The 19,386-nt window shown below is 75.8% G+C and carries 15 protein-coding genes; 8 read left to right on the forward strand and 7 right to left on the reverse strand.

From position 1 onward, the window contains the following. Positions 1–5: 5 nt before the first annotated feature. Together GVV04_RS34625 and GVV04_RS28920 are read right to left on the reverse strand one after the other, a co-directional pair. A complete protein-coding gene (locus tag GVV04_RS34625; protein ID WP_161692181.1) occupies positions 6–2,726 on the reverse strand; it encodes a CHAT domain-containing protein in 2,721 nt (906 codons plus the stop codon). A 155-nt stretch (positions 2,727–2,881) separates the two neighbouring features. Beyond that, the gene (locus tag GVV04_RS28920; protein WP_161692182.1) at positions 2,882–3,367 is read right to left on the reverse strand and encodes a peptidase inhibitor family I36 protein; all 486 of its coding nucleotides are present in this window, start codon (positions 3,365–3,367) and stop codon (positions 2,882–2,884) included. Positions 3,368–3,559: 192 nt separating this feature from the next. On the opposite strand from GVV04_RS28920, the gene GVV04_RS32455 reads away from it, so the two are divergent. The 8 genes from GVV04_RS32455 (at position 3,560) to GVV04_RS28960 (ending at position 15,044) form a co-directional block, all read left to right on the forward strand. Continuing rightward, positions 3,560–4,777, forward strand: a complete 1,218-nt coding sequence (locus tag GVV04_RS32455) for a helix-turn-helix domain-containing protein (RefSeq protein ID WP_328822633.1) — start codon at positions 3,560–3,562, stop codon at positions 4,775–4,777. Between the two features lie 231 nt (positions 4,778–5,008). Beyond that, positions 5,009–5,329 carry a putative quinol monooxygenase gene (locus tag GVV04_RS28930; protein ID WP_161692183.1) on the forward strand — a complete coding sequence of 107 codons (321 nt, stop codon included), beginning with the start codon at positions 5,009–5,011 and terminating at the stop codon, positions 5,327–5,329. After that, a complete protein-coding gene (locus GVV04_RS28935; RefSeq protein WP_161692184.1) occupies positions 5,326–6,552 on the forward strand; it encodes a cytochrome P450 family protein in 1,227 nt (408 codons plus the stop codon). Before GVV04_RS28930 ends, GVV04_RS28935 begins: the two co-directional genes overlap by 4 nt. 83 nt (positions 6,553–6,635) lie before the next feature. Continuing rightward, positions 6,636–7,319, forward strand: a complete 684-nt coding sequence (locus GVV04_RS28940; RefSeq protein WP_161692185.1) for a TcmI family type II polyketide cyclase — start codon at positions 6,636–6,638, stop codon at positions 7,317–7,319. Positions 7,320–7,447: 128 nt separating this feature from the next. Beyond that, the gene (locus GVV04_RS28945; RefSeq protein WP_161692186.1) at positions 7,448–10,420 is read left to right on the forward strand and encodes a M48 family metalloprotease; all 2,973 of its coding nucleotides are present in this window, start codon (positions 7,448–7,450) and stop codon (positions 10,418–10,420) included. 145 nt (positions 10,421–10,565) lie between these two features. After that, the gene (locus GVV04_RS28950; RefSeq protein WP_161692187.1) at positions 10,566–11,051 is read left to right on the forward strand and encodes a hypothetical protein; all 486 of its coding nucleotides are present in this window, start codon (positions 10,566–10,568) and stop codon (positions 11,049–11,051) included. Then, positions 11,048–11,944 carry a hypothetical protein gene (locus GVV04_RS28955; RefSeq protein WP_161692188.1) on the forward strand — a complete coding sequence of 299 codons (897 nt, stop codon included), beginning with the start codon at positions 11,048–11,050 and terminating at the stop codon, positions 11,942–11,944. The genes GVV04_RS28950 and GVV04_RS28955 overlap by 4 nt, the downstream gene beginning before the upstream one ends. Before the next feature lie 211 nt (positions 11,945–12,155). Next, positions 12,156–15,044, forward strand: a complete 2,889-nt coding sequence (locus GVV04_RS28960) for a BTAD domain-containing putative transcriptional regulator (RefSeq protein WP_161692189.1) — start codon at positions 12,156–12,158, stop codon at positions 15,042–15,044. On the opposite strand, the gene GVV04_RS28965 is transcribed toward GVV04_RS28960, so the two are convergent. Genes GVV04_RS28965 through GVV04_RS28985 form a run of 5 tightly spaced genes read right to left on the reverse strand, consistent with a single transcriptional unit; the run spans position 14,959 to position 19,378 of the window. Beyond that, positions 14,959–16,173 (reverse strand): NADase-type glycan-binding domain-containing protein, encoded by a 1,215-nt coding sequence (locus GVV04_RS28965; protein WP_161692190.1) that lies wholly within the window; start codon positions 16,171–16,173, stop codon positions 14,959–14,961. The genes GVV04_RS28960 and GVV04_RS28965 overlap by 86 nt on opposite strands. Next, complete coding sequence (locus tag GVV04_RS28970) at positions 16,170–16,694, reverse strand: phage tail protein (RefSeq protein WP_235967180.1); 525 nt, start codon at positions 16,692–16,694, stop codon at positions 16,170–16,172. The genes GVV04_RS28965 and GVV04_RS28970 overlap by 4 nt, the downstream gene beginning before the upstream one ends. 31 nt (positions 16,695–16,725) lie before the next feature. Further along, complete coding sequence (locus GVV04_RS28975) at positions 16,726–18,681, reverse strand: putative baseplate assembly protein (RefSeq protein WP_161692192.1); 1,956 nt, start codon at positions 18,679–18,681, stop codon at positions 16,726–16,728. Beyond that, entirely contained in the window at positions 18,681–19,091 is a 411-nt protein-coding gene (locus GVV04_RS28980; protein WP_161692193.1) for a GPW/gp25 family protein, read from the reverse strand. Before GVV04_RS28980 ends, GVV04_RS28975 begins: the two co-directional genes overlap by 1 nt. A gap of 5 nt (positions 19,092–19,096) precedes the next feature. Then, positions 19,097–19,378 (reverse strand): PAAR domain-containing protein, encoded by a 282-nt coding sequence (locus GVV04_RS28985; RefSeq protein WP_161692194.1) that lies wholly within the window; start codon positions 19,376–19,378, stop codon positions 19,097–19,099. Positions 19,379–19,386 lie beyond the last annotated feature (8 nt).

Genomic DNA, 19,386 nt, shown 5'->3' on the forward strand with positions numbered 1-19,386 from the left:
GCGGCTCACCATCCCCAGTGGACGAAGCCGGCCCAGGCGGCGACATGGGCGAGCTCCTCGTGGTGCAACTGCTGGCGTAGCCGCGCCGGCATACCGTCCGGGAGCGACCGTTCGGGGTCGAGCATCCAGATCTGCGCCCGCCGCAGCGCCTCCCACGCGGGTAGCCCCTCGGCCATCACGTGGTGGTGGAACATGTACATCAGCACCGAGGTGGCCCGGTCGGGGATCGCCCACTGGGTCGAGAGCACCGACCGGACCCCGCCGGCGAGGAACGCGGTGCCCAGGCTGTACGCCTCGTCGTACCCGTTGATCGCCAGGCCGGTGCGGCAGGCGGCGAGCACGACCAGGCCGATGTCGCGGTCCGGCGACCGTGCCGTCAGCTCGACCAGCTCCTCGGCGGTCAACCGCCCGCCGCCGTCCAGCAGGAGGTAGGAGGTGGCGGACTCCGGGTCGGTGTTGATGACGCCGTGGCAGGCGAGGTGCAGCATGGCGCCGGAGCCCGGGCTGGTGCTGGTCAGCCAGTCCCGGACCTCGTCGACGCCGCCGGGCCCGGATCTGCTCGTCGAGCCGTCCACCCGTCGGCCGACGTACTTCCCGCCGGGGTAGAAGGACCGGTGGATGGCGTACGCCTCGGCCCGGGCAGCGGCCAGGTCCGGCGCCACCCGGCCGGTGTCCGGGTCCCCCACCACCAGGCCGACCGGTGCGGACGGCACGGGGGCGAGGGCGGCCGAGTGGCACAGCATGCGCGCGGAGGCGGCCTGCGAGAACGCGACCAGTTGCACCGCGTAGGTGCCGTCCGACCGGCGGGCCGCCTGCCACGGGAACCGGGCGAGTTCCCCCATCGGCACCAGGACCACCCGTGGCGGCCGGCCGGCGTCGGGACGGGCGAGCGTGGGCAGGTACCGCTCCACCAGTGGGCCGATCGCCGCCCGCCAGGCCCAGTCGCACATCGAGTCGAGGCTGGCGGCGAAGTCGGTCGGGTCGTCGAGGGCGGTCAGGTCCCGGCCCGGGTCCGCGACGGCCGCGTCCCGCCGGGCCAGGGCCCTGAGATACCGCTCGACGTCGAGGTCGTCGCGGACGTGCAGGTTGGCGAGGGGGATGTAGCCGGCCGGTCCCCGCTGCGGCGCGATGACCGCGAAGCCCGGCACCGGCCCGTCCCCCGGCACCAGGTAGACGAGTGCGTCGGCGTCGAGGGCGGCCAGGGCGGCGCGGATCTCGTCGAGCCCCGGCACGTCGAGCGGTGCCCCGCCGCCACCCGGGGCGGCGAGCACGGTCAGCACCTCGTGGCGCAGGCCGGTCGGGAGGCTCTCCGCTGAGCCGGTCGCCGCGGCTTCCCGCCAGCGGCCCGCGAGGTCGGGCCGGCCGGCGTCGTCGAGGCGACGGGGGATGTTACGGACCTCGGTGGCCGCGTGGAGGGCGAGCCCCCGGCCGGCGTCGAGGGCCCGGATGGCGTCGGCCGGGTCGTTGAAGATGAGGCATTGCCGGGCGACGTCGACCGCGTCCCGTGCCGCCCGCCGCGCGGCACGGTTCGCGGCCGGCAGGTCGGACTGGAGCAGCACCTTCCAGGCGTGTTCCTGGAGCCCCTCCAGGGCCACCCTGTGCGGGTCCGGCGCGGCCCCGCGCCGCCGCCGGGTGTGCGACAGCATCTCGTTGATGGCCCCCCACATCGGGTGCGCCGGCCCGCCGGCCAGCGTTCGTGCCTGTTCGAGCAGCCCGTCCGCCTCCTCGACGTCCCCGGTGGAGCTGGTGAGTTCGCCGTGGTGGTACAGGGCGACCGCGAGCCCCAACAGATGGAGCGGGCGCTTGGGGCTGTCGGGGCCGACGAGGGCCACCGCCGTGCGGAGATGCTCGATGCCCTGCTCGACGCGGGCCGGATCGGCCCCCCAGCCGGAGTTGACGGCCGCCCCGCCGACGCCCCCGTGGTACGACGCTTGGCCCTCCGCGCCGAGTCCCGGCCGCAGCGTCACGCTGGCCATGGCGGCGAGTTGCTCGTCGGTGAGGGCGTCCGGGCCGTCGCCGTACAGTCCGGCGAGCGGGCCGGCGACGATCGCCATCTCCTCGAAGGCGCTCCGCAGCGGGTCGTCCGGTGGCAGGTGCTCGACGGACTGCCGGAGCCGGTCGATGGACGGCCGCAGGTCCTCGTTGCGATGGTTTGCCCCGATGACGTCCACGAGACCGGCGAAGGTGTCCGCGAGGTGCGACATGGCGGGGTTGCCGGCCAGCCGGTCCCGGATCCGGCGCGCCTCGTCCGGGAAGCGCCGCAGCGCGGCCTCGTCGCCGCTCTCGACAGCCTGCAGGTACGTGAGCATGCTCCGGACCGAGCCGATCAGCGGCGCGGTCGCCGGGTTGTCGTCACCGCCGACCTCGTCGAGGAGGGAGCCCAGTTCCGCGAGCATCGCCCGGTCGTCCGCCACCTCCCCGTCGACGCCGGCCTGCAGCAGCGCCACGGAGCGGGCGCCCGCGCGCACCTGTGGCCACTCCGCCGTGTCGGGCGGGTTTCGTTCGGCGATCTCCAGCAGGGCGGCGATCTGCCGGATCCGGTCCCGGTCTGCCAGCGACATGGAGCGCAGGAGCGCGGGCAGCAGGTCGGCCGCCAGGACGCCCCGGACGGCCAGCCCGGCGGGGAGCCGGTGCAGGTCGGCGACCGCCGCGTCCAGGTCGCCCCGCCCGAAGGCCGCCCGGCTGATGGCGACACACCGTTCGGTGACGCCGGCCGCCTCGTCCACGCGTTCCCCCTCGCCCCGCTCCGCCCCGACGACTGGACCTGACGGACGGCAGGCAACGGCGGGCTCCCGGACGGATACGAATCCGTCCGGGAGCCCGCTTGGTGATCCAACTGTGGTGGCGCGAATTCAGCGGTCGCCGACCGGCTGCCGGCCGGTCAGGAGAACTTGATCGAACCCGCCCGGTTGCCCCACCCGTCGCCGATGTTGCCGAGCACGGGCGCCTGGTCGATCCAGGTCGACGACGCCCCGGTGAAGTTGATGCCGTCGAAGAGCTTCACGTCGCACTGGTGATAGGTGTGCACCGAGCTGATCTTGTTGTTCAGGTCGCCCGCCGCAGTGCTGCGCAGGTCGTCCCACTGCAACTCGGCGTCGTAGGCCGGCGTGCACTCCTGGTTCTGGACCCAGGCCAGCACCGTACCGGTGTAGTTCGCCCCGGTGTAGGTGCGGGCGATGACCAGACTGGCCTGGGCGCCGACCGCGCGCAGCGCCCGGTCCTCGCTGCTCGCGCAGGTCACCGCCCCGCTGTCGAGGTTGACCGCGCAGTTGCGCTGCGGCGCTGCGGCGGCGGGCGCGGCGAACGTGCCGAGCAGGCCCAGGGTGCCGAGGGCTGTGCCGGCCATGGTGGCCATTCGTGCCTTCATGGTCTTCTCCTTCGTCTCGAAAACGGGTGCGGACCGTCGATGACGTCCCGTGTCCATTGCTAGTCGCCGGCCCGGTTGATCGGGACGCCCAAGGGCCTGGGTCAATCAACTCCGGACAATGCGTGGCTGGGCTGGACGGCGTGGGTAACGATGAGTCGGAGTTGCTCGAAGTGCTGAGTGAAGGGGAGTTGAGTGGCTCGTCAGGAGAGACCCGTCGATCCGACTGCCGGCCCGGTGCAGGCCCTCGCCTACGAGTTGCGCAAGCTCCGCGCGGAGGCGGGCAACCCCACCTACCGTCAGCTCGCCAGATCCGCCGGCTACGGCGCGACGACGCTGTCGGAGGCGGCCGGCGGAGCCCGCCTGCCGACCCTGGAGGTACTGCTGGCCTACGTCGGCGCGTGTGGGGGCGACCCCGACGAGTGGCGGCGGCGCTGGCACGAGACGGCGGAGCGGATGCGCCCGGCGGAGCCCGTTCGGCAGGTCGCCGGGGAAGGGGGCGGCGACTCGGAGCGGGGCGGCGGCGTGGGCCCGGCGGGCCGCGACCTGCCGGCGGTTGCGCCGTCCGGTGTGCGGCGGCCCCGGAGAGCGTTGCCCCGGCCGCCGCGCCCGCGGTGGGTCGTACCCGTCGTCGCGGTCGCCGCCGCGATCGTCACCGTCGTGGCCGTCGGCACGGTGGTCAAGCTGCCGGACGGCGGTCCGACGGCACCCGGCACGGCGCGCTGTCCCTCCGTGCCGGACGGGACCGCCTTCACCGCGGTGACCTACGGGGGCGGCGCCCACGTGCGCGACGGGGCGGGCCGGGACGAAGCCGTGCTGACCACCATCCCGCCGGACTGCACGGTCGGCTTCACCGGCTTCTGTGTCGGTGAGAAGGTCTACGACAACACCGGCGGCATGCCGGACGTGCGCTGGTTCAAGGTGGCCGGCGGCGGGGTCGTCTCCTCCGCGGTCGTGCACGGCAACCCACCGCGTGACCTGCGGGCGTCGGACTGTCGCAACGGCCGTCCGACCTCGACCAGCCTCGAACTGTCCGTCGTCACCGGGGCGGGCCGCTCCGGGATCGTGACGTTGCGGGCCACCGGCAGGGACCTGTACGTCGTGGGCTTCGCCACCTCCGTGGGAGATCCGGGGGCGTCCGGCGAGCGCACCTGGCGGCAGGTCAGGCTGGTCGACGTGCGGGAGCCTACCGTCGGGGCGAGCGTCCGGCTCGACGCGCTGCCGGGCCTCTCTTCCCGTGGGCCGGTCGTCCTGGTCGCTGCCGCCTGCCTCGGCGGGGACAGCCCGACCGGTCTGGTGCGGGCCAGTCAGGTTCGGCCGGATGGCCCGCGCGAGCCGGTGCCGGTGACGCTCGACCAGCGGCAGCAGGCCGAGGCGGCCGGGTCCGCCTGCCGCTATCCCAGCCGCGGGTGAGGGGCGGGCCCGGCGCGCGGGAACGTCCCGCGCGCCGCTGCGCCGGTCACTGATTCGCGAGCCGTCGGCCGGGGCGTGCGGCGGCCGGGCGTCAACGGGCTGTCACCGGTGGCCCACAGTTCCCGGCGCACCGTGACGCTGGGGTGACGCCCGGCCCCGCAGACTCCATTCGCACAGGGCCGGCGAAGGAGACCTCATGATCGGTTTGCGGCGGGTGCCCGGAGGCACGGGATGACGGGCGTACGCACGGTGCTCGCGATGCGCACCAGGGAAGGCTGCGAGCAGCGGTTCGAGGCCGAGTGGCTCTCGGCCGCCGAGCAGATCCGCATGCTCGACGGGTGCCTGCGTCAGGACCTGGTCCGCGACGCCGAGGACCCGCGCAGCTATCTGATCATCAGCGACTGGGCGGACCGGGAGCGGTTGGACGCGTTCGGCCGCAGCGAGCAACGGGACCGGCTGCTGCGCGTGGTCCGTGAGCTTCGCGAGTCGGCGCAGCGGCACACGTACCAGGTCCTGCACGTCCTGCGGAACGAGCCCGAGGAGTCGCGATGACCGAGCAGCCCGTCCCCGCGTCGGAGCTCTACACCGACGAGTTCGCCGCCGACCCGTACCCCAGCTACGCCCGGTTGCGGGCGGACCGGCCCGTCTGCCCGGTCAGCTCGCCGCGGTTCGACTCGTACCTGATCAGCACGTTCGACGACGCCCGGAAGGCGCTGACCGACCCGAGGTTGTCCAAGGACCTCTACGGGCCCGGCCAGCACTACCTGCGGATCTTCGGGCCGAACTCGGAGGGGTTGAACAAGAACATGCTCAACTCGGATCCGCCGGAGCACACCAGGCTGCGCCGGATCGTGTCGCAGGCGTTCGCGCCGCGCCGGATCGAGGCGCTGCGCCCCCGCGTGGCGGAGTTCGTGGACACGCTGCTCGACCGGATCGTCCCGCAGGGCGGGTGCGACCTGATGCGGGACTTCGCCATCCCGCTGCCGATGCTGGTGATCAGTGACCTGCTCGGGATCCCGGAGTCCGACCACGAGCGGGTCCTCGACTGGACGCAGGTGATCAGGACGTCCGGGTCCGCCAACCGCAGCCCCGAGAAGGACCGGGCCGCCGTGCAGGAGGCCCAGCTACGCCTGTACCACTACCTCACCGACCTGGTGCAGGACAAGCGCGCGCACCCCGCCGACGACATGATCGGCGCGCTGGTCGACGCCTGCGACCGCGACGGGGAGCTGTCCGAGCAGGAACTGGTGACCACCACCTTCCTGCTGTTGTTCGCCGGGCACCAGACCACCGCGGACTTCATCGGCAACGCGACGGTGGCCCTGCTCACCCACCCCGACCAGCTCGAACTGCTGCGGGCCAGGCCGGAGCTGCTGCCGTCGGCGATCGAGGAACTGCTGCGGTTCGACGGCCCGCTGCCGGTGGCCAGCCCCAGGGTCGCCACCGAGGACATCGAGTACCAGGGCGTGTGCATCCCGCGCGGGTCGGTCGTCGGCGTGGCGATCAACTCGGCGAACCACGACCCGGAGCACTTCGCCGACCCGGACCGGCTGGACGTCCGCCGCGAGCGCGCCCCGCACATCGGGTTCGGCTACGGCGTGCACTACTGCCTGGGCGTCTCGCTGGCCCGGATGGAGGCGCAGATCGGCATGGGGGCGCTGCTGCGCCGGCTACCCGGGCTGCGGCTCGGGGTGCCGGTCGCCGAGCTGCGCCGACTGCCGGCGGCGTCGCCGTTCCGCGGCCTGCTGGAGCTGCCGGTCCGGTTCGCCGCCTGACCCGCCCGGTGGCCCTACCCGCCCGAATCATGTTCGTCCGGCCGGGCTCGCCCGGTTCACGACCACCCACCTGAGGAGCAGCCATGATCTACCGGTCCGTGATCGTCTGCCACATCGTCCCCGGCAGTGAGGGCATCGTCGGCGACGTCTTCGGCTACTACGACAAGACGACCCGACCGCAGGATCTCGGCGTGATCGGCCGGACCCTGCTGTCGCTGGACGACCTGTACATCCACGTGATCGAGCGCAACGTGGACCCGAAGGCGTCGCTGGGCAAGGCCCGGGGACTGCCCGCGTTCCAGCAGATCGCCGAGGCCATCGCCCCGTACGTCACGCCGTATCCGAAGAACTGGCAGAACCCGTCCGACTCCGTCGCCAAGGAGTTCTACAGCTGGGCCCCGGCCGAGGGCTCGGTGCCCGCGTCGGAGTCGGACGACGGGAACATGACCGTCATCGTCGCCCGGATCAAGCCCGGGGCGGAGCCCAACGTCGCCCGCGTGTTCGCCGAGTCCGACGAGGGGTCGCTGCCGGTCGAGCTGGGCGTCACCGGGCGCTGGCTGTACTCCATCGACGACGTCTACCTGCACCTGCTGGAGCGCACCGACGCGGCGTTCGCCCAGGCCATGCGGGAGAGCCACGCCAAGCCGGCCTTCGCCAAGATCATGGAGGACCTGAACACGTTCATCACCCCGTACAACCCGGAGACCTGGCGCGGCCCGGAGGACGCGGTGGCCAAGGAGTTCTACCGCTGGCGCGCCGAGGACTGAGGTCCACCCGCGCCGCCGCGCCGGGCCCCACCTCCAGCGCCGGCGATCGCGGACCCGACAGCTATCTCCTCCTCGTCCACCTACGCTCAGCTGACCACCGTCGACCGTGGAGCGGATGGTGAGGCGTGGTGGGACAGCCCTCTTCCGCCGCCGGGGCCGAGCGCGGTCTGCGCTGGCTGCACCTGCTGGTGCTGCTCGCCCTCGTGGCCGTGGGGGTGGGCGCCGGCGACGTGGTGTTCGTCGTCCACAACCTCGGGCACTGGGGTGAGGTGCAGGCGTGCGCCGCCCTGCACGACCTGCCGACCGACGGCGGGCAGGTCGCCCGCCTGGTGGGCCGCGGTGCCGAGTACGACCGCTGCGCCACCGGGTTCGAGGCCACCCGCCAGGCGGCGCAGCTCGCCGGTGGGACGGCGATGCTGGTGCTGGCGGGGCTGGTCGTGTTCCTCGACGGCCTGTCGGTGCGGCTGGGGCTGTCCCGCCGGGGGCGGCGCCGACCCCCCGACGGGGACGCGGTGGCGCGGATCGGGCAGCGGTTCGAATTCTGGTGCGACGAGTTGGGGCTGCGTGGCCGGGGCCGCCCGAGGGTGGTCGTCGCGCCGGTCGGGGCAGCCGACGCTCAGGCGTACACGACCGCCGTCCCGTACGGCCGGGCCGTCGTCGTGGTGCCCGTCGCCCACGCGTACGGACGCCGGGACGTCCTCGACCTGGTGGTGCTGCACGAGCTGGCCCACGTCCGGGCCAGGGAGGTGTCGTGGGCGTCGGCGACGTGGTGGGCGGGGTGGCTCGTCGTGCCGGCGCTCCTGTCGGCCATGGCCCCGGTGCTGGTCGCGCCGGCCGCCGTGACCGGCCCCTACGCCGTCTCGCTGTCGATCGCGGCCGGGGCGGCGACCGCGATGCTGATCCTGCGCGCCGCCGTGCTGCGCCGCCGCGAGCACGCCGCCGACCGGTTCGCCGTCGACCGGGGGGACCTGCGGGACGCGCTGGTCGCCGCCGCCGACGACGACGGGGAAATCGCCGGCCGTCCGGCGCGGTGGAGGCCGGGTCGGCTGTTCGCGACCCATCCGGACCCGTCCGGCCGGGTCGCGGCGCTGGAGCGTGACGACCGGTGGGAGGGCGGCTTCGCCGTCGCGGCCGTCGTCGGGCTGGCGGTGATGTCCGCCCTGCAGAGCGCCCGCCGCGTGCTGCTGCACACCCCGGACGCGACCCTCCCGCTCGGCGTGGACAAGGAGGACCTCGCCGTGGCGGTCGCCGCGCTCGTCTGGGCGGCGGCGACCGTGTCGATCTGGATCCGCCATCCCGCGTCCACCCGACGCCGCTGGTGGGCCCGGGTGCTCGGCGCCGCCGTCGGTCTGGCGGCCGGGTGCGCCCTGCCCAGCGTCGGGACGACCGCGTCGATCTACGCCACGTTCACGGCCGGTTTCGGGCCGGCCGCGCTCGCCTGGCTGGTACCGGCGCTCGTCGGCGTCGCCGCGCTCGCCGCCGGGCTGGCCGACGCGGTGGCGGCTCTGCCCAGCGGTGCCCGCCGCGTCGTGGCGGCGCTCCTGTCGGTGCTCGGCGCGGCGGTGCTGCTGACCTCGGTCGCGCTCACCGCCACGCTGCTGCTGTACGGGCACTGGGCGTGGCGCAGCGTGGCCATCGACCGGGTCCTGTGGAGCACGCCGGGACGCTTCCAGAGCTGGGCGGCCGTGGCGCTGGTGGCGGCCTGCGTCCTGCCGGTCGTCGCGAGGTCCACGGCCCCGACCCGCCCGCCCACCGCCCCGCCGGCCGGGGAGATCCCGGGTGGGCAGGTGCCGGGCGGGGTGGTGCCGGGCGGGGGGAGCGGCCGAGAGGGCCGGTGGTCGGTGTGGCGGCTCGCCCTGCTGGCGGCGGTCGCCGGGATCGTGGCGGGACTCGTCGGCACGGCCGCCGCCGCGCCGCTCGCCGACCGCGTCGTCGGCGACGACGCCGCGTTCTTCCTGCTGTCCACCGGCTGGTGGGCGTGCGCGGCGGCGGGGTGGGCGGTGGCGCTGGCGATCCTGCTGTCGCTCGGCGCGCGCGGCCCAGACGGCGGGGTGGCCGTCGCCTGGCTGGCCGGCGCGGGCGTCACGGCCGTGAGCGGCGTCGTCCGGTACGCCGGGGAGGTGCTCGCCGGCCGCGCCCCGGCCCACCCGCTCGCCTTCGTGCAGCGGCCGTGGTGGCTGCTGACGGCCCTGGTGCTCTTCTCGGCCCCGGCCGCGGTGCTGGTCCGGGACGTCGTGGCGGCGCGGCGGGAGCGGGTCGGACGCCCGCCGGTGCCTCGCCGGGCCTGGCCGGTACCCGTGGCGACCCTCGCCGGAGCCGTCGCGGTGACCTGCGTCGTGGCGCTCGGCTGGAGCATGCCGGTCACCGGCCGGCAGGGCGACCTGGCCCGGCTCCTGGCGGCGCGCGTAAAACCCGCCGCGGCGGACGGCGCCCGGGGCCGTCCCGCTGGCACCGCCCCCGGCCGGCCGCTCACCCGGCAGGGGGCGGACGCCGTGCTGGCCGAGGCGCGACGCGGCCTGCCGTCGGCCTGGCCGCCGACCCGCACGGTGGCGTGGACCGGCGCGGACGACCCGGCGACCGTACGGCCGAGTTCGTGTGCGGACCGGTTCGCCGCCGTCCGGCAGGCCGAGGAGCGGCGCGAAGCGGCGACCGTCCGCGAGGTCAGGCTGGAGGTGCCGGCCGGCGTCCTGCCACCGCTGGGCGCCACGCTGAACCTGCGGCTGACGTCGTACCCGTCGGCCGACGCGGGGGAGCAGGTCGTCGCCGAGGCCAGGGACACCGTGGCGGCCTGCCCCCGCTGGTCGGTGCCGGCCCCGCTCGCCGACGACGGGGTGTCCCGCCGGTGGGCCGTCGCCATGCCGGCGCCGGACCTGCCGTACGACGCCTGCCGGACCAGGATCACCGAGTCCTCGTCCGTCGGCGGTCTTCCCGCGGTGACCGGCGGGGCGATGGTCGTGGTGGGGATCGGCCACAACGTGGCGGTGGCGGAGATCGCGTACGGGCGGCCCTTCCGGGACCAGTTGGAGCAGAAGGAGCAGGGCCTGCTCGACGACCTCGCGGTCGTGGCGGCCCGGCTGATCGTGAACGCCCTCGACTCCTGAGGGCATCCGGATGCGTACGGACGGCCACCCGGCCCGGCCGCTCGGCCGATCCCCGAAAGCGGGCTGTGACTGGTCTGCTACACAGGTTCCAGGTACCTCCGCCGGCTTCCCGCTCCACAGCGGACGAAACGATCGGTGACGCGCCATGGTGGATTCGACGGCCCGGTCCGAGTCGGGCCTGCTGCACCTCAGCGATCTCGCCCGGGAGGTGATCGAGGCCGCCGCGCCGGAGGAGGCCGGCCTGCTGCCCGAGGTGTCCGCAGCCTGGCTCGCCGGTGACCTCGCTGCCGGGCCCGGCCGGAGGGGGCGTCGGCGGGGCGCGGCGATCGGCCTCGGCCTGGACGCGCCGCTGCTGGTCACGGTCGTCTACCCGGTGCTGGCGGCGGCACTCACCTCACTCGTCGTCCCGGCCGCCGAACGGGGCTGGCGGCGGCTGTCCGACCGGTGGCGACGCCCCCGGCGGCGCACCGACGTCGTGATCCCCCGCGAACTCGTCGAGCAGGCCGAGACGGTCCGCGACGCGATCCTGGCCAGCGCACCGGGCGCGGGAGTGTCCCGCCGCCGGGCCGCCGTGCTCGCCGAGGCCGCGTACGCCGCGCTGATCCGGCGGCAGTTCGGCGGTGACCGGTGACCGGGCGTCCCGCCGGCCGGGCGCTGAGCCGGCGTCACGCCCTCCGGCTGGCAGGTGCCGGTCTGGCCGGGATGCTCGTCGGATGCGGCGACGACGCCGCGCGGCCCGTCGGGGACGCGCCCCTGCCGACCGCCGGGTCCGGCGCGTCGCCGGGTGCCGCCGGCGCCCTGATCGACCGGCTCGCCGGCTACCGCAGCGCGTTCCGCTTCACCCCGACCAACACCATGGCGTACGACGACGAGGCGGCCGCAGCCAGGGCCAGGGTCGCGATGCGGATCGAGATGGCCGCGTTCCTCGCCTGGGCCCGGGACAACGGCCACCCCGACATCCGGCCGGCCCTGCCCCGTGCCGTCGTCGGCGAGGAGTACCTGCTGGATCCGCTGATGGGCAACGACGAGAGCCTCGACACGATGCCGCTGACCGGAGCCCGGCAGCCCTTCGGCCGGCTGATCCCCGACGACGAGACGGTCAAGAGCTACCCGTCCACCCGGCAGGCCGGGTTCGCGCTCACCATGCTGAAGACGGTGCTGTCCCGGGCCGAGTACGCCCGGCTCGTCACCGACTCCCCGCTGGTGCGGGCGGCCGGCGGCAAGAGCATCGTCACCATCTACCCGTTCTCCGCGCCGGAGCCGAAGGGCGGCGACTCCTACCTGGCCCTGCTCCCCGGCGTCCGGGACGCCTTCCGGGTGGACCCGGCGCTGCGCTGGCTGGTCGCCAACCCGGGTCAGGCCATGTCCGGGGAGAACCAGCGCCGGCTGGTCGAGGGCGGCGGGACGCTGTACACGGCCGAGGGGTACCGGGTCGTGTACATCGACAGCGCCCGGGCCGAGGACGTGCCCGCCATGGTCGCCGGCGCGCTGTACGAGGCGCTGCGGACGGTCCGGGACGGCTGACCCGGCCCTGGTCGCCGGAGTGCGCGTCGGCCTAGGCGCAGCGCCCGCCGGGCACGATGCGACCGTTCGGTGTGAGGGGGCGGCGCCCTGCCGAAATCCGACCGAGGTGTCCGATCGGGGGCAGCTACCAGGGCGTATCGATGACTACCATCAGTGGCATCGCTCGTCCCGGGCCGGCTCGACGGCCGTCTACCTCGGGGAGGTGTGCGCGATGCCGGCGGAACCCGCCCGCAGCCCTTCGCTGAGCCTCACCCGGTCGAGGCTCATCGCCGCGCTGGACGTCCGGCCCCGCTCCCTCGGCCTGGTGGTCGCCCCCGCCGGGTCCGGCAAGACCACTCTGCTCGCCCAGTACGCGGCCACCGGTCGCGGCCCGGTGGGCTGGCTGCGCGTCGTGCCGTCCGACGCGGAACCGGCGCGGGCGCTGGAGCGCGTGGAGGCGACACTGCCCGACGTCGATGCCGGCCTGCTCGTCGTCGACGACCTGCACCTGGTCGAGGGAACGCCCGGGGAGTCCGTGCTGCTGGACCGGGCCCTCGCCCTGGCCCGCGAGGGCGTTCGGGTGCTGGTCGGCACCCGCCGCATGCCGCCGCTCATCCTGACCCGGCACGAGTTCTCCGACAGCGTCGTCGTCGACGCCGAACAGCTACGGTTCCGCACCTGGGAGGTGGAGCGGCTGTTGCGCGACGTCTATCGGGAGCCGCTGCCGGCCGACGACGTGGCGGCCCTGGCCCGGCGGCTCGGCGGCTGGGCGGCTGGCCTGAAGCTCTACTACCTGTCCACCCGCAGCCAGCCGCTGGCCGACCGGCGCCGCGCGGTGGCCTCGCTGGGCGTGCGCTCGGCGCTGTCCCGGGACTACCTCGCCCGTACGGTGCTGGCGGAGCTCGCCCCCGACCTGCGCCGGTTCCTCGTCCGCACCTGCGTGTTCGAGGTGCTCACTGCACAGCGGTGCGACCGGCTGCTCGGCGGCGGCGACGGGCAGGCCGCGCTGGAGGAACTGGAGCGCCGGCAGGCGTTCACCGTCTCCCACGACGGCGGCCGGACCTTCGCGTACCACGAGGTGCTGCGCGCCCACCTGATCGCCGCCCTCGCCGAGGAGTTGGGGGAGCGCGAGGCGCGGGCCTGGCACGCCCACGCGGGGCGGCTGCTCGCCGCGGAGAGGGCCGCGCTGGAGGCGGCCCGGTGCTTCGCCCGCGCCCAGCAGTGGCCCGAGGTGCACCGGCTGCTCGACACCGCCGGCGGCGACGTCGCCGTGCGGGGCCTCGACCCGTGGTCGGACGTGCTGCCCGCCTGGTTCATCGCCGAGGACCCGTGGCTGGTGCTCGCCGACGCCCGGCACCGGATCAACGAGGGCCAGTTGGCGGCGGCGGTGCCGCTGCTGCGCCGGGCCGAGGAGATGTTCGGCGGCGAGCCGGCCCGGTCACAATGCCGGTCCCTGCGAGCCGACGTGACGACCTGGCTGCCCGACGGCCCGCACTGGCGCGGACACTGGTCCGGCTGGCTGCGCACGGCCACCCGGCGGCACCCGATGGTGGTCGTCGGCGAGGCGGAACGGCTGACCGGGGCGGCCGACCCGCTGGTGCGGGCGGGCGCGTTGCTGCTGGCCGGGCACGCCGGAGAGGCGGCGCGCGTGCTGGACCGGTGGGTGCCGTCCGACGTCGGGCTGGTCGGGCTGGCCTGCCGGCTGCTGCGCGCCGCCGTCGCGCTGGCCGGCGGGGACCCGCAGGCACCCGTCGCGGTCGTCGCCGTCGGCCTGGACGCCGACCGGTCCGGACTGCCCTGGCTGGCCCGCCTCGCCCGGGCGGTGCCCGCGCTGTCCGGGGCGGAGGCCGACCTCAAGGAGGCCGCCTCCGTCGTCGAGGAGTGCGACCGGCTCGAGGACCGGTGGGGCGCCCTGCTCGCGGCCGGCTGCGCCGCGCTGGCCCGCTCCCTGCACGGCGGGCCGGACGCGGAGGAGGCCGGCCGGTTGCTCGACCGGGCCCGGGACGTGGACAGCGGGGTGCTCGCAGCCTGGGCGCAGTCCCTGCTCGCGCTCGCAGCCGTGCGCGCCCGGCTGCCCGACGCCGAGGTCGAGGTGCGCCGCGCGGAGAGCACCGCCCGGGCCGCCGGGGTGCCGGGGGCGCGGGTGCTCGCCCTCGCCGCTGGCGTGCCCGCCGGGCCCGGCCGCGCGGTGGGCCTGTCCGCCGTCCACACCGCCGCCGAGCACGCCGGGCTGCCCCGGGCGGTGGTGACGGCCTGGGTCACCCCCGAGCGCGGCACCGCGCCGGACATCGCCCCGCTGACCGTACGGTGCTTCGGCGGCTTCCGGATCTGCCTCGACGGCGAGCCGCTGAACTGGTCGCCGCTGCGCCCCCGGGCCCGGGCCGTGGCCCGGATCCTCGCCATGCACGCCGGCCGGGCCGTGCACCGCGACCGGCTCCTGGACGCGCTGTGGCCGGACACCGATCCGGTCACCGCCACCCGCACCCTGCACGTCGCCCTGTCCAGCCTGCGCCGGTTCCTCGACACCCACCTGCCCGCCGGCGACGGGTGGAGCCTGCTGCACCGCGACGGCGACGCGTACCTGCTGGCGCTGCCCCCGGGAAGCTCGTGCGACGTCACCGAGTTCCGGCTCGCGCTGGAGCGGGCATCCCGCCCCGGGGCGACCGGGGACCCGCGCGCGCTCGACGACCTGCGGGTGGCCGTGGCCGCGTACACCGGAGAGCTGCTGCCGGAGGACGGCCCGGCGGAGTGGGTGGTGGCCGAGCGGGAGACGCTGCGCAGGCAGGCCGCGGACGCGGCGGCGCAACTCGCCGAGGCCGCCCTGCGCGCCGGCGCCGAGGGGGCGGTCGCGACGGCGGCCCGATGCGTCGAGATCGATCCGTGTCACGACGCCGGCTGGCGGCTGCTGATCGCGGCGCACGACCGGGCCGGCAACGCCGCCGCGGCCGAGCACGCCCGCCGCCGGTACGCCGACGTGCTCGTCTCCCTCGGCCTCGACCCGGCACCCGCCGAGACCGCGCCACCGGGGCCCACGGTCAACGTCGCCCAAAGAACTCCGCCTCCCCGATCGCCACGGCCGGATCCAAGCCGGGCCCGTACGTCGAGCGGACCACCAGCCTGATCCGCACCACGTTCGACGCCTCGACGGGGAAGTGCTGCTCCCCGGGTTCGTCGCGCAGCTCGATGTCGGTCTTCTTCTGCTTCCCGCCGGCGTCGACGGTGACCACGGTGAGCCCGCGCGGCCGACCGGCTTCGAGGAACGCCTGCCGCCGGGGGCCGACGCCCGGGGTGATGATGACGGTGAGCAGCCGCACCGGCTCGGTGAACCGGCCCTCCACCCAGGCGTCGGCGGGCGTGCCGACCGGCGCCCAGTAGCGGTTGTTCGCCCCGTCGGTGAGCCGGGCGGCGCCAGCGCCGACCCGCTCCGACGACGCGCTCATCGCCGCCGGGACGAGCGACGTCGGGTCCTCGGTGCGGTCGCGCACCGCCTCCACGGCCCGCCGCACCAGGGGCGGCCCGGCCACCGCCAGCACGCCGACGAGGCAGAGCCCGAGCACGAGCAGCAGCAGCCGGCGGGCCGCCCCGGCGGCCCGGCGGTCCTTCGGGGCGGAGCGGCGGGGCCCCCGGCGGCGCAACCGGTTCCACAGCCGGCTGCACCGGCCCCGCAGCCGTTCCCACCAGGTGGCGCGCTCCGGCTCCGGCGCGACCGGGGCGGTCAGCGGTTCCCCGCAGAACCGGCAGATCCGGCGGCCGGGCGGGTTGATCCGGCCGCAGTGGGGGCAGATCGGCTCCGGCGGCCGGGGTGCCGGGTCGACCGGGTCGACCGGTCTCGGCGCCTCCCGGGTGGTGCTCGGCAACCCGGGCTGCAGTGCCTGGGGCGTGCCGTCGCGCGCACGCACCGGTTCATCCCCGCCCGGCTCGTCCCTGCCCGGCTTGTCTCCGCCCGGCTTGTCCCTGCCCGGCCCGTTCCCACCCGGGGCGGGCTCGGCCGGGCCGAACGGCCGCACGACGGGAGACGGGCCGCTGGCGGTGGACGGGCTGCCGGCGGCGGACGGGCCGGGGGCCGGTGGGGCCGGGACGGCGGGATTCGTCGGCGCGTCGGTGGCCCGGTCGGTCTCCGGCCGGCCCCGGGTGACGGCGGGCCCGGCGGCGGGCCGTGCGATGCCCTCGTCCCACAGGTACTCGCCGCAGGCGGCGCAGAACTGCCTGCCGTCGGGGTTGGAGGCGCCGCAGCTCGCACAGGTGATCATGACTCGATCTCCAGCGTCAGCCGGACGTGGGCCGGCACGGCGGACGCGACGACCCGCCGCACCAGCGCCTCGTCGGCCGCTGCGGCGACCCGGACCCGCACCTCCGGCACCTCGTCCGGCGGGGGCCCGCCGGTCGGCGTCGCCGAGCAGGTCACCCCGCCGTTGTCGGTGACCTCCACCCGCGCCCCGGTGGCCACCCGCACCGCCAGCTCGACGCCCCGGGCCGTCCCGCGCCACCGGTGCGCCTGCACCGCGTGCCGGACCACCTCCCGGCGCACGTCCAGCGCCCGGTCCCCGTCGACCGGCGCGGCCACCCAGCCGGCCAGCCAGTCAAGGAAGTCCGGCGGGGCCAGGTCCAGGTCGAAGTACGCGTCCAGGCAGTCGAGTGTCAGCAGGACCGGCGCCAGCACCTCGTCCAGCCCGCCGGTGAACCGCTGCGCGAAATCGTCCTCCAGGTACACCGCGGGCAGCTCCTGCCCGATCGGGTGAGGGCTCGCCAGCCCCGGCACCGCACCCCGCATCATCCCCTCCTGACCTCGGTGACGCGCCCGCTCATCCGGTGACCCGCACCTGGTGGGCGTACGAGAACGCGATGGCGTTGACGTCCAGCTCGATGCGCTGCACGGCCTCGCCACGTTCCCCGGTCGTCGGATCGGCCCCGAACAACCGGACCTCCTCCACCAGGTCCACCCCGTCGACCCGCTGCAACACGGCGTGCAGCTCACCCGACTGGATCGGCCGGCCGAAGGGCCACCCGTCGCCGTCGGGCCCGCCCCGCACCGGGTCGAGGTAGTCGTACAGGGCGCGCAGCGCCCGACGGCGCAGCTCGGCGGCGGACGTGCTCACCCGCGGCCGGGCGCGGACCCGGGCGACCACCGTCACCCCCTGGTAGAACGGCGGCTCCACCAGCACCCGCGCGCCCACGCAGCGGCGCGCGTCGAGGAAGGCCCGGATCCGGTCCAGGACCTCGTCGCGGGGCCGCAGCGCGGCGAACCGGGCCGCGTCGTCCTCGGCGTCGCCGTGCTCGCCCAGCGCCGGCACCACCAGCACCCGCACCGCCGCCGAGCCGTCGCCCGCCGGCACGCACTTCACCCGCAGCACCTCCGGCGCCGCCTCCCGGGCCAACTGCTCGTAGTCCTCGGCGGTGACCGCCCGTTCCCGGGTACGCAGGCTCAGCGGCCCCCGCACCGACGTCTCGGCCAGCGACTCGCCGTCGACGCCGCCGGTGGCCGCCGCCCGGTTGGTCACCGTGGACACGAACGGCACCGGGTCCCGCAGCACACTCAGCGCGCGGGCGGCCACGTTGCCCTGCCTCCCGCCGCCCGTGCGGTAGGCCGGGATCCGGACCACCGCGCCCTTCGGCGGCACCGCCCCGTACCGGCGTACCGTGCCGTCGGCCTGCCGGACGGCCGGGCCGAAGCCGATCTCCCCGCTGGACCGGTCGACGCACACGTGCCGGTCCTCCGGCCCGGAGTCGGCGAAGCTCGCCACCTCGCGCCAGGTCTGCCAGCCCTCGGCGGCGCCCACCTCGATGCCGATCGCGCCGTCTGCGGCCACGATCGGCGCCCGCTGCACCGTGAACCGCTGCCCCGGCACCCCCTCGGACGCGCCCAGGGTCTCCCCGCCGATCAGCTCGGCGTGGCAGGCGCTCACCGTGCCGCCGATGGTGACCGCCTCCGCCCGGCCCAGCCGGGGCGGGGCGTGGAAGAACGGCTGCCCGGCGACAGGCTCGCGCAGCCGGCAGCGCAGCCAGCCGGCGCGGTGGCGGGCCTCCACCGACGCCGCGTGCCGCGCCGGGACGTGCAGCACCACCTCGCCGGCCCGGTTCAGCGCGCCCGTGGTGTCCCGCTCCACCGGGCACTCCTCCCAGCCGCCCTCGGTCCACGCCTCCCACACCAGCGGCGGGTTCGTCGGGTCCACCCCGCGCCCGGCGACAACCCAGTCCATGGTGAGCAGCACGGCGCAGCCCGGCACCGCCCCGTCCAGGCCGAACAGCACCGCGTCGCCGGCCACCGGCGGGTCCGCGAACGCCGGGATCCGGTCCGCGCCGCCCAGGTCCCCGGTCCGGTCCGTCGCCCGCCCCCCGGCCGGCACGGTCAGCACCCGGGCCAGCCGGCACGGCGGCACGGCCAGCTCGTGCAGCGTCTCGAAGGTCACCGGCTCCGCGCTCTCCGCGCGCACTGTCGCCACGTGCGTGCCGGCCGGGACGACGACCGGGGCGTCGCGGGGCGCGGACAGCCAGAACGTCACGTCCGTCGACGCCACCGCCGGCGGGAACGGGGCGATGCCGAGCAGGTCCAGGAACTTCACGTAGTGCCGGTCCGGCACCCGGTTGAGCCGGTACAACAGCTGGTCCACCATGTACGCGAACGTCTCGATCAGGGTCACCCCCGGGTCGGACACGTTGTGGTCGGTCCACTCCGGGCAGCGCCGCTGCACCAGGCGCTTCGCGTCGTCCACCAGGTCCTGGAAGCGGCGGTCGTCGAGGTGGGGGGCGGGCAGGGCCATCACTCGGCTCCCGGGTCGTGCGCGGGGATGACGTAGAACGGGAAGACCAGGTTGCGCGGGTCGTTGTCCTGGCGCAGCCGGTACCGGATGTCGATGTAGAGGGTGCCCCGGGCCGCGTCGGCGAAGTCGACCAGCACGTCGTCCAGCTCGACGCGCGGCTCCCACCGCTCCAGCGCCAGGCGCACCTGGTACGCCACCTGGCCGGCCGTGGACGGGTCGGCCGGGGCGAACGCCAGCTCGTGGATCGCGCACCCGAACTCGGGGCGGCCCGGCCGCTCGCCCGGTGCCGTGCCGAGGATCAGCCGGATGCTCTCCACCACCTCCCGGTCCCCCCGGACCAGGGCGATCCCGCCGGTGGGGTCGGTGCGCAGCGGGAACGCCCAACCGGCGCCGACGAAATCCGTGGCCATCGGAGTCACCCGCCGATCAGCACGGTCGGGCAGCCGGCGATGATCGGCGCCCCGCAGCCGGTCAGGTCGCCGAGGCGGGCGGCGGGCCGGCCGCCGATGAGCACCGTCGGGCAGCCGGGCGGCAGCAGCGGCGACGGGGGATGCGGCGGGGTGCCCGGGAAGGAACAGGCGTGCATCGTGCCCACGGTGGCGGCGGGCTGCCCGCCGATGAGGACGGTGGGCGCCCCGGGGCCGCCGACCATGCCCGGATGCGCGGTGGGGTCACCGACGCGAGCTGCTGGTGGCACGGCGCTCT

Origin of the sequence: Micromonospora rubida, from assembly GCF_009908295.1 — a bacterium.
GTDB classification, from domain to species: domain Bacteria; phylum Actinomycetota; class Actinomycetes; order Mycobacteriales; family Micromonosporaceae; genus Micromonospora; species Micromonospora rubida.

What these genes read in the sequence shown, in the direction of transcription:
- GVV04_RS28920 (WP_161692182.1), bottom strand. Translation starts at nt 3,367, where the DNA reads ATGAAGGCACGAATGGCCACCATGGCCGGCACAGCCCTCGGCACCCTG.
- GVV04_RS28930 (WP_161692183.1), top strand. Translation starts at nt 5,009, where the DNA reads ATGACGGGCGTACGCACGGTGCTCGCGATGCGCACCAGGGAAGGCTGC.
- GVV04_RS28935 (WP_161692184.1), top strand. Translation starts at nt 5,326, where the DNA reads ATGACCGAGCAGCCCGTCCCCGCGTCGGAGCTCTACACCGACGAGTTC.
- GVV04_RS28940 (WP_161692185.1), top strand. Translation starts at nt 6,636, where the DNA reads ATGATCTACCGGTCCGTGATCGTCTGCCACATCGTCCCCGGCAGTGAG.
- GVV04_RS28950 (WP_161692187.1), top strand. Translation starts at nt 10,566, where the DNA reads ATGGTGGATTCGACGGCCCGGTCCGAGTCGGGCCTGCTGCACCTCAGC.
- GVV04_RS28960 (WP_161692189.1), top strand. Translation starts at nt 12,156, where the DNA reads ATGCCGGCGGAACCCGCCCGCAGCCCTTCGCTGAGCCTCACCCGGTCG.
- GVV04_RS28965 (WP_161692190.1), bottom strand. Translation starts at nt 16,173, where the DNA reads ATGATCACCTGTGCGAGCTGCGGCGCCTCCAACCCCGACGGCAGGCAG.
- GVV04_RS28970 (WP_235967180.1), bottom strand. Translation starts at nt 16,694, where the DNA reads ATGCGGGGTGCGGTGCCGGGGCTGGCGAGCCCTCACCCGATCGGGCAG.
- GVV04_RS28975 (WP_161692192.1), bottom strand. Translation starts at nt 18,681, where the DNA reads ATGGCCCTGCCCGCCCCCCACCTCGACGACCGCCGCTTCCAGGACCTG.
- GVV04_RS28980 (WP_161692193.1), bottom strand. Translation starts at nt 19,091, where the DNA reads ATGGCCACGGATTTCGTCGGCGCCGGTTGGGCGTTCCCGCTGCGCACC.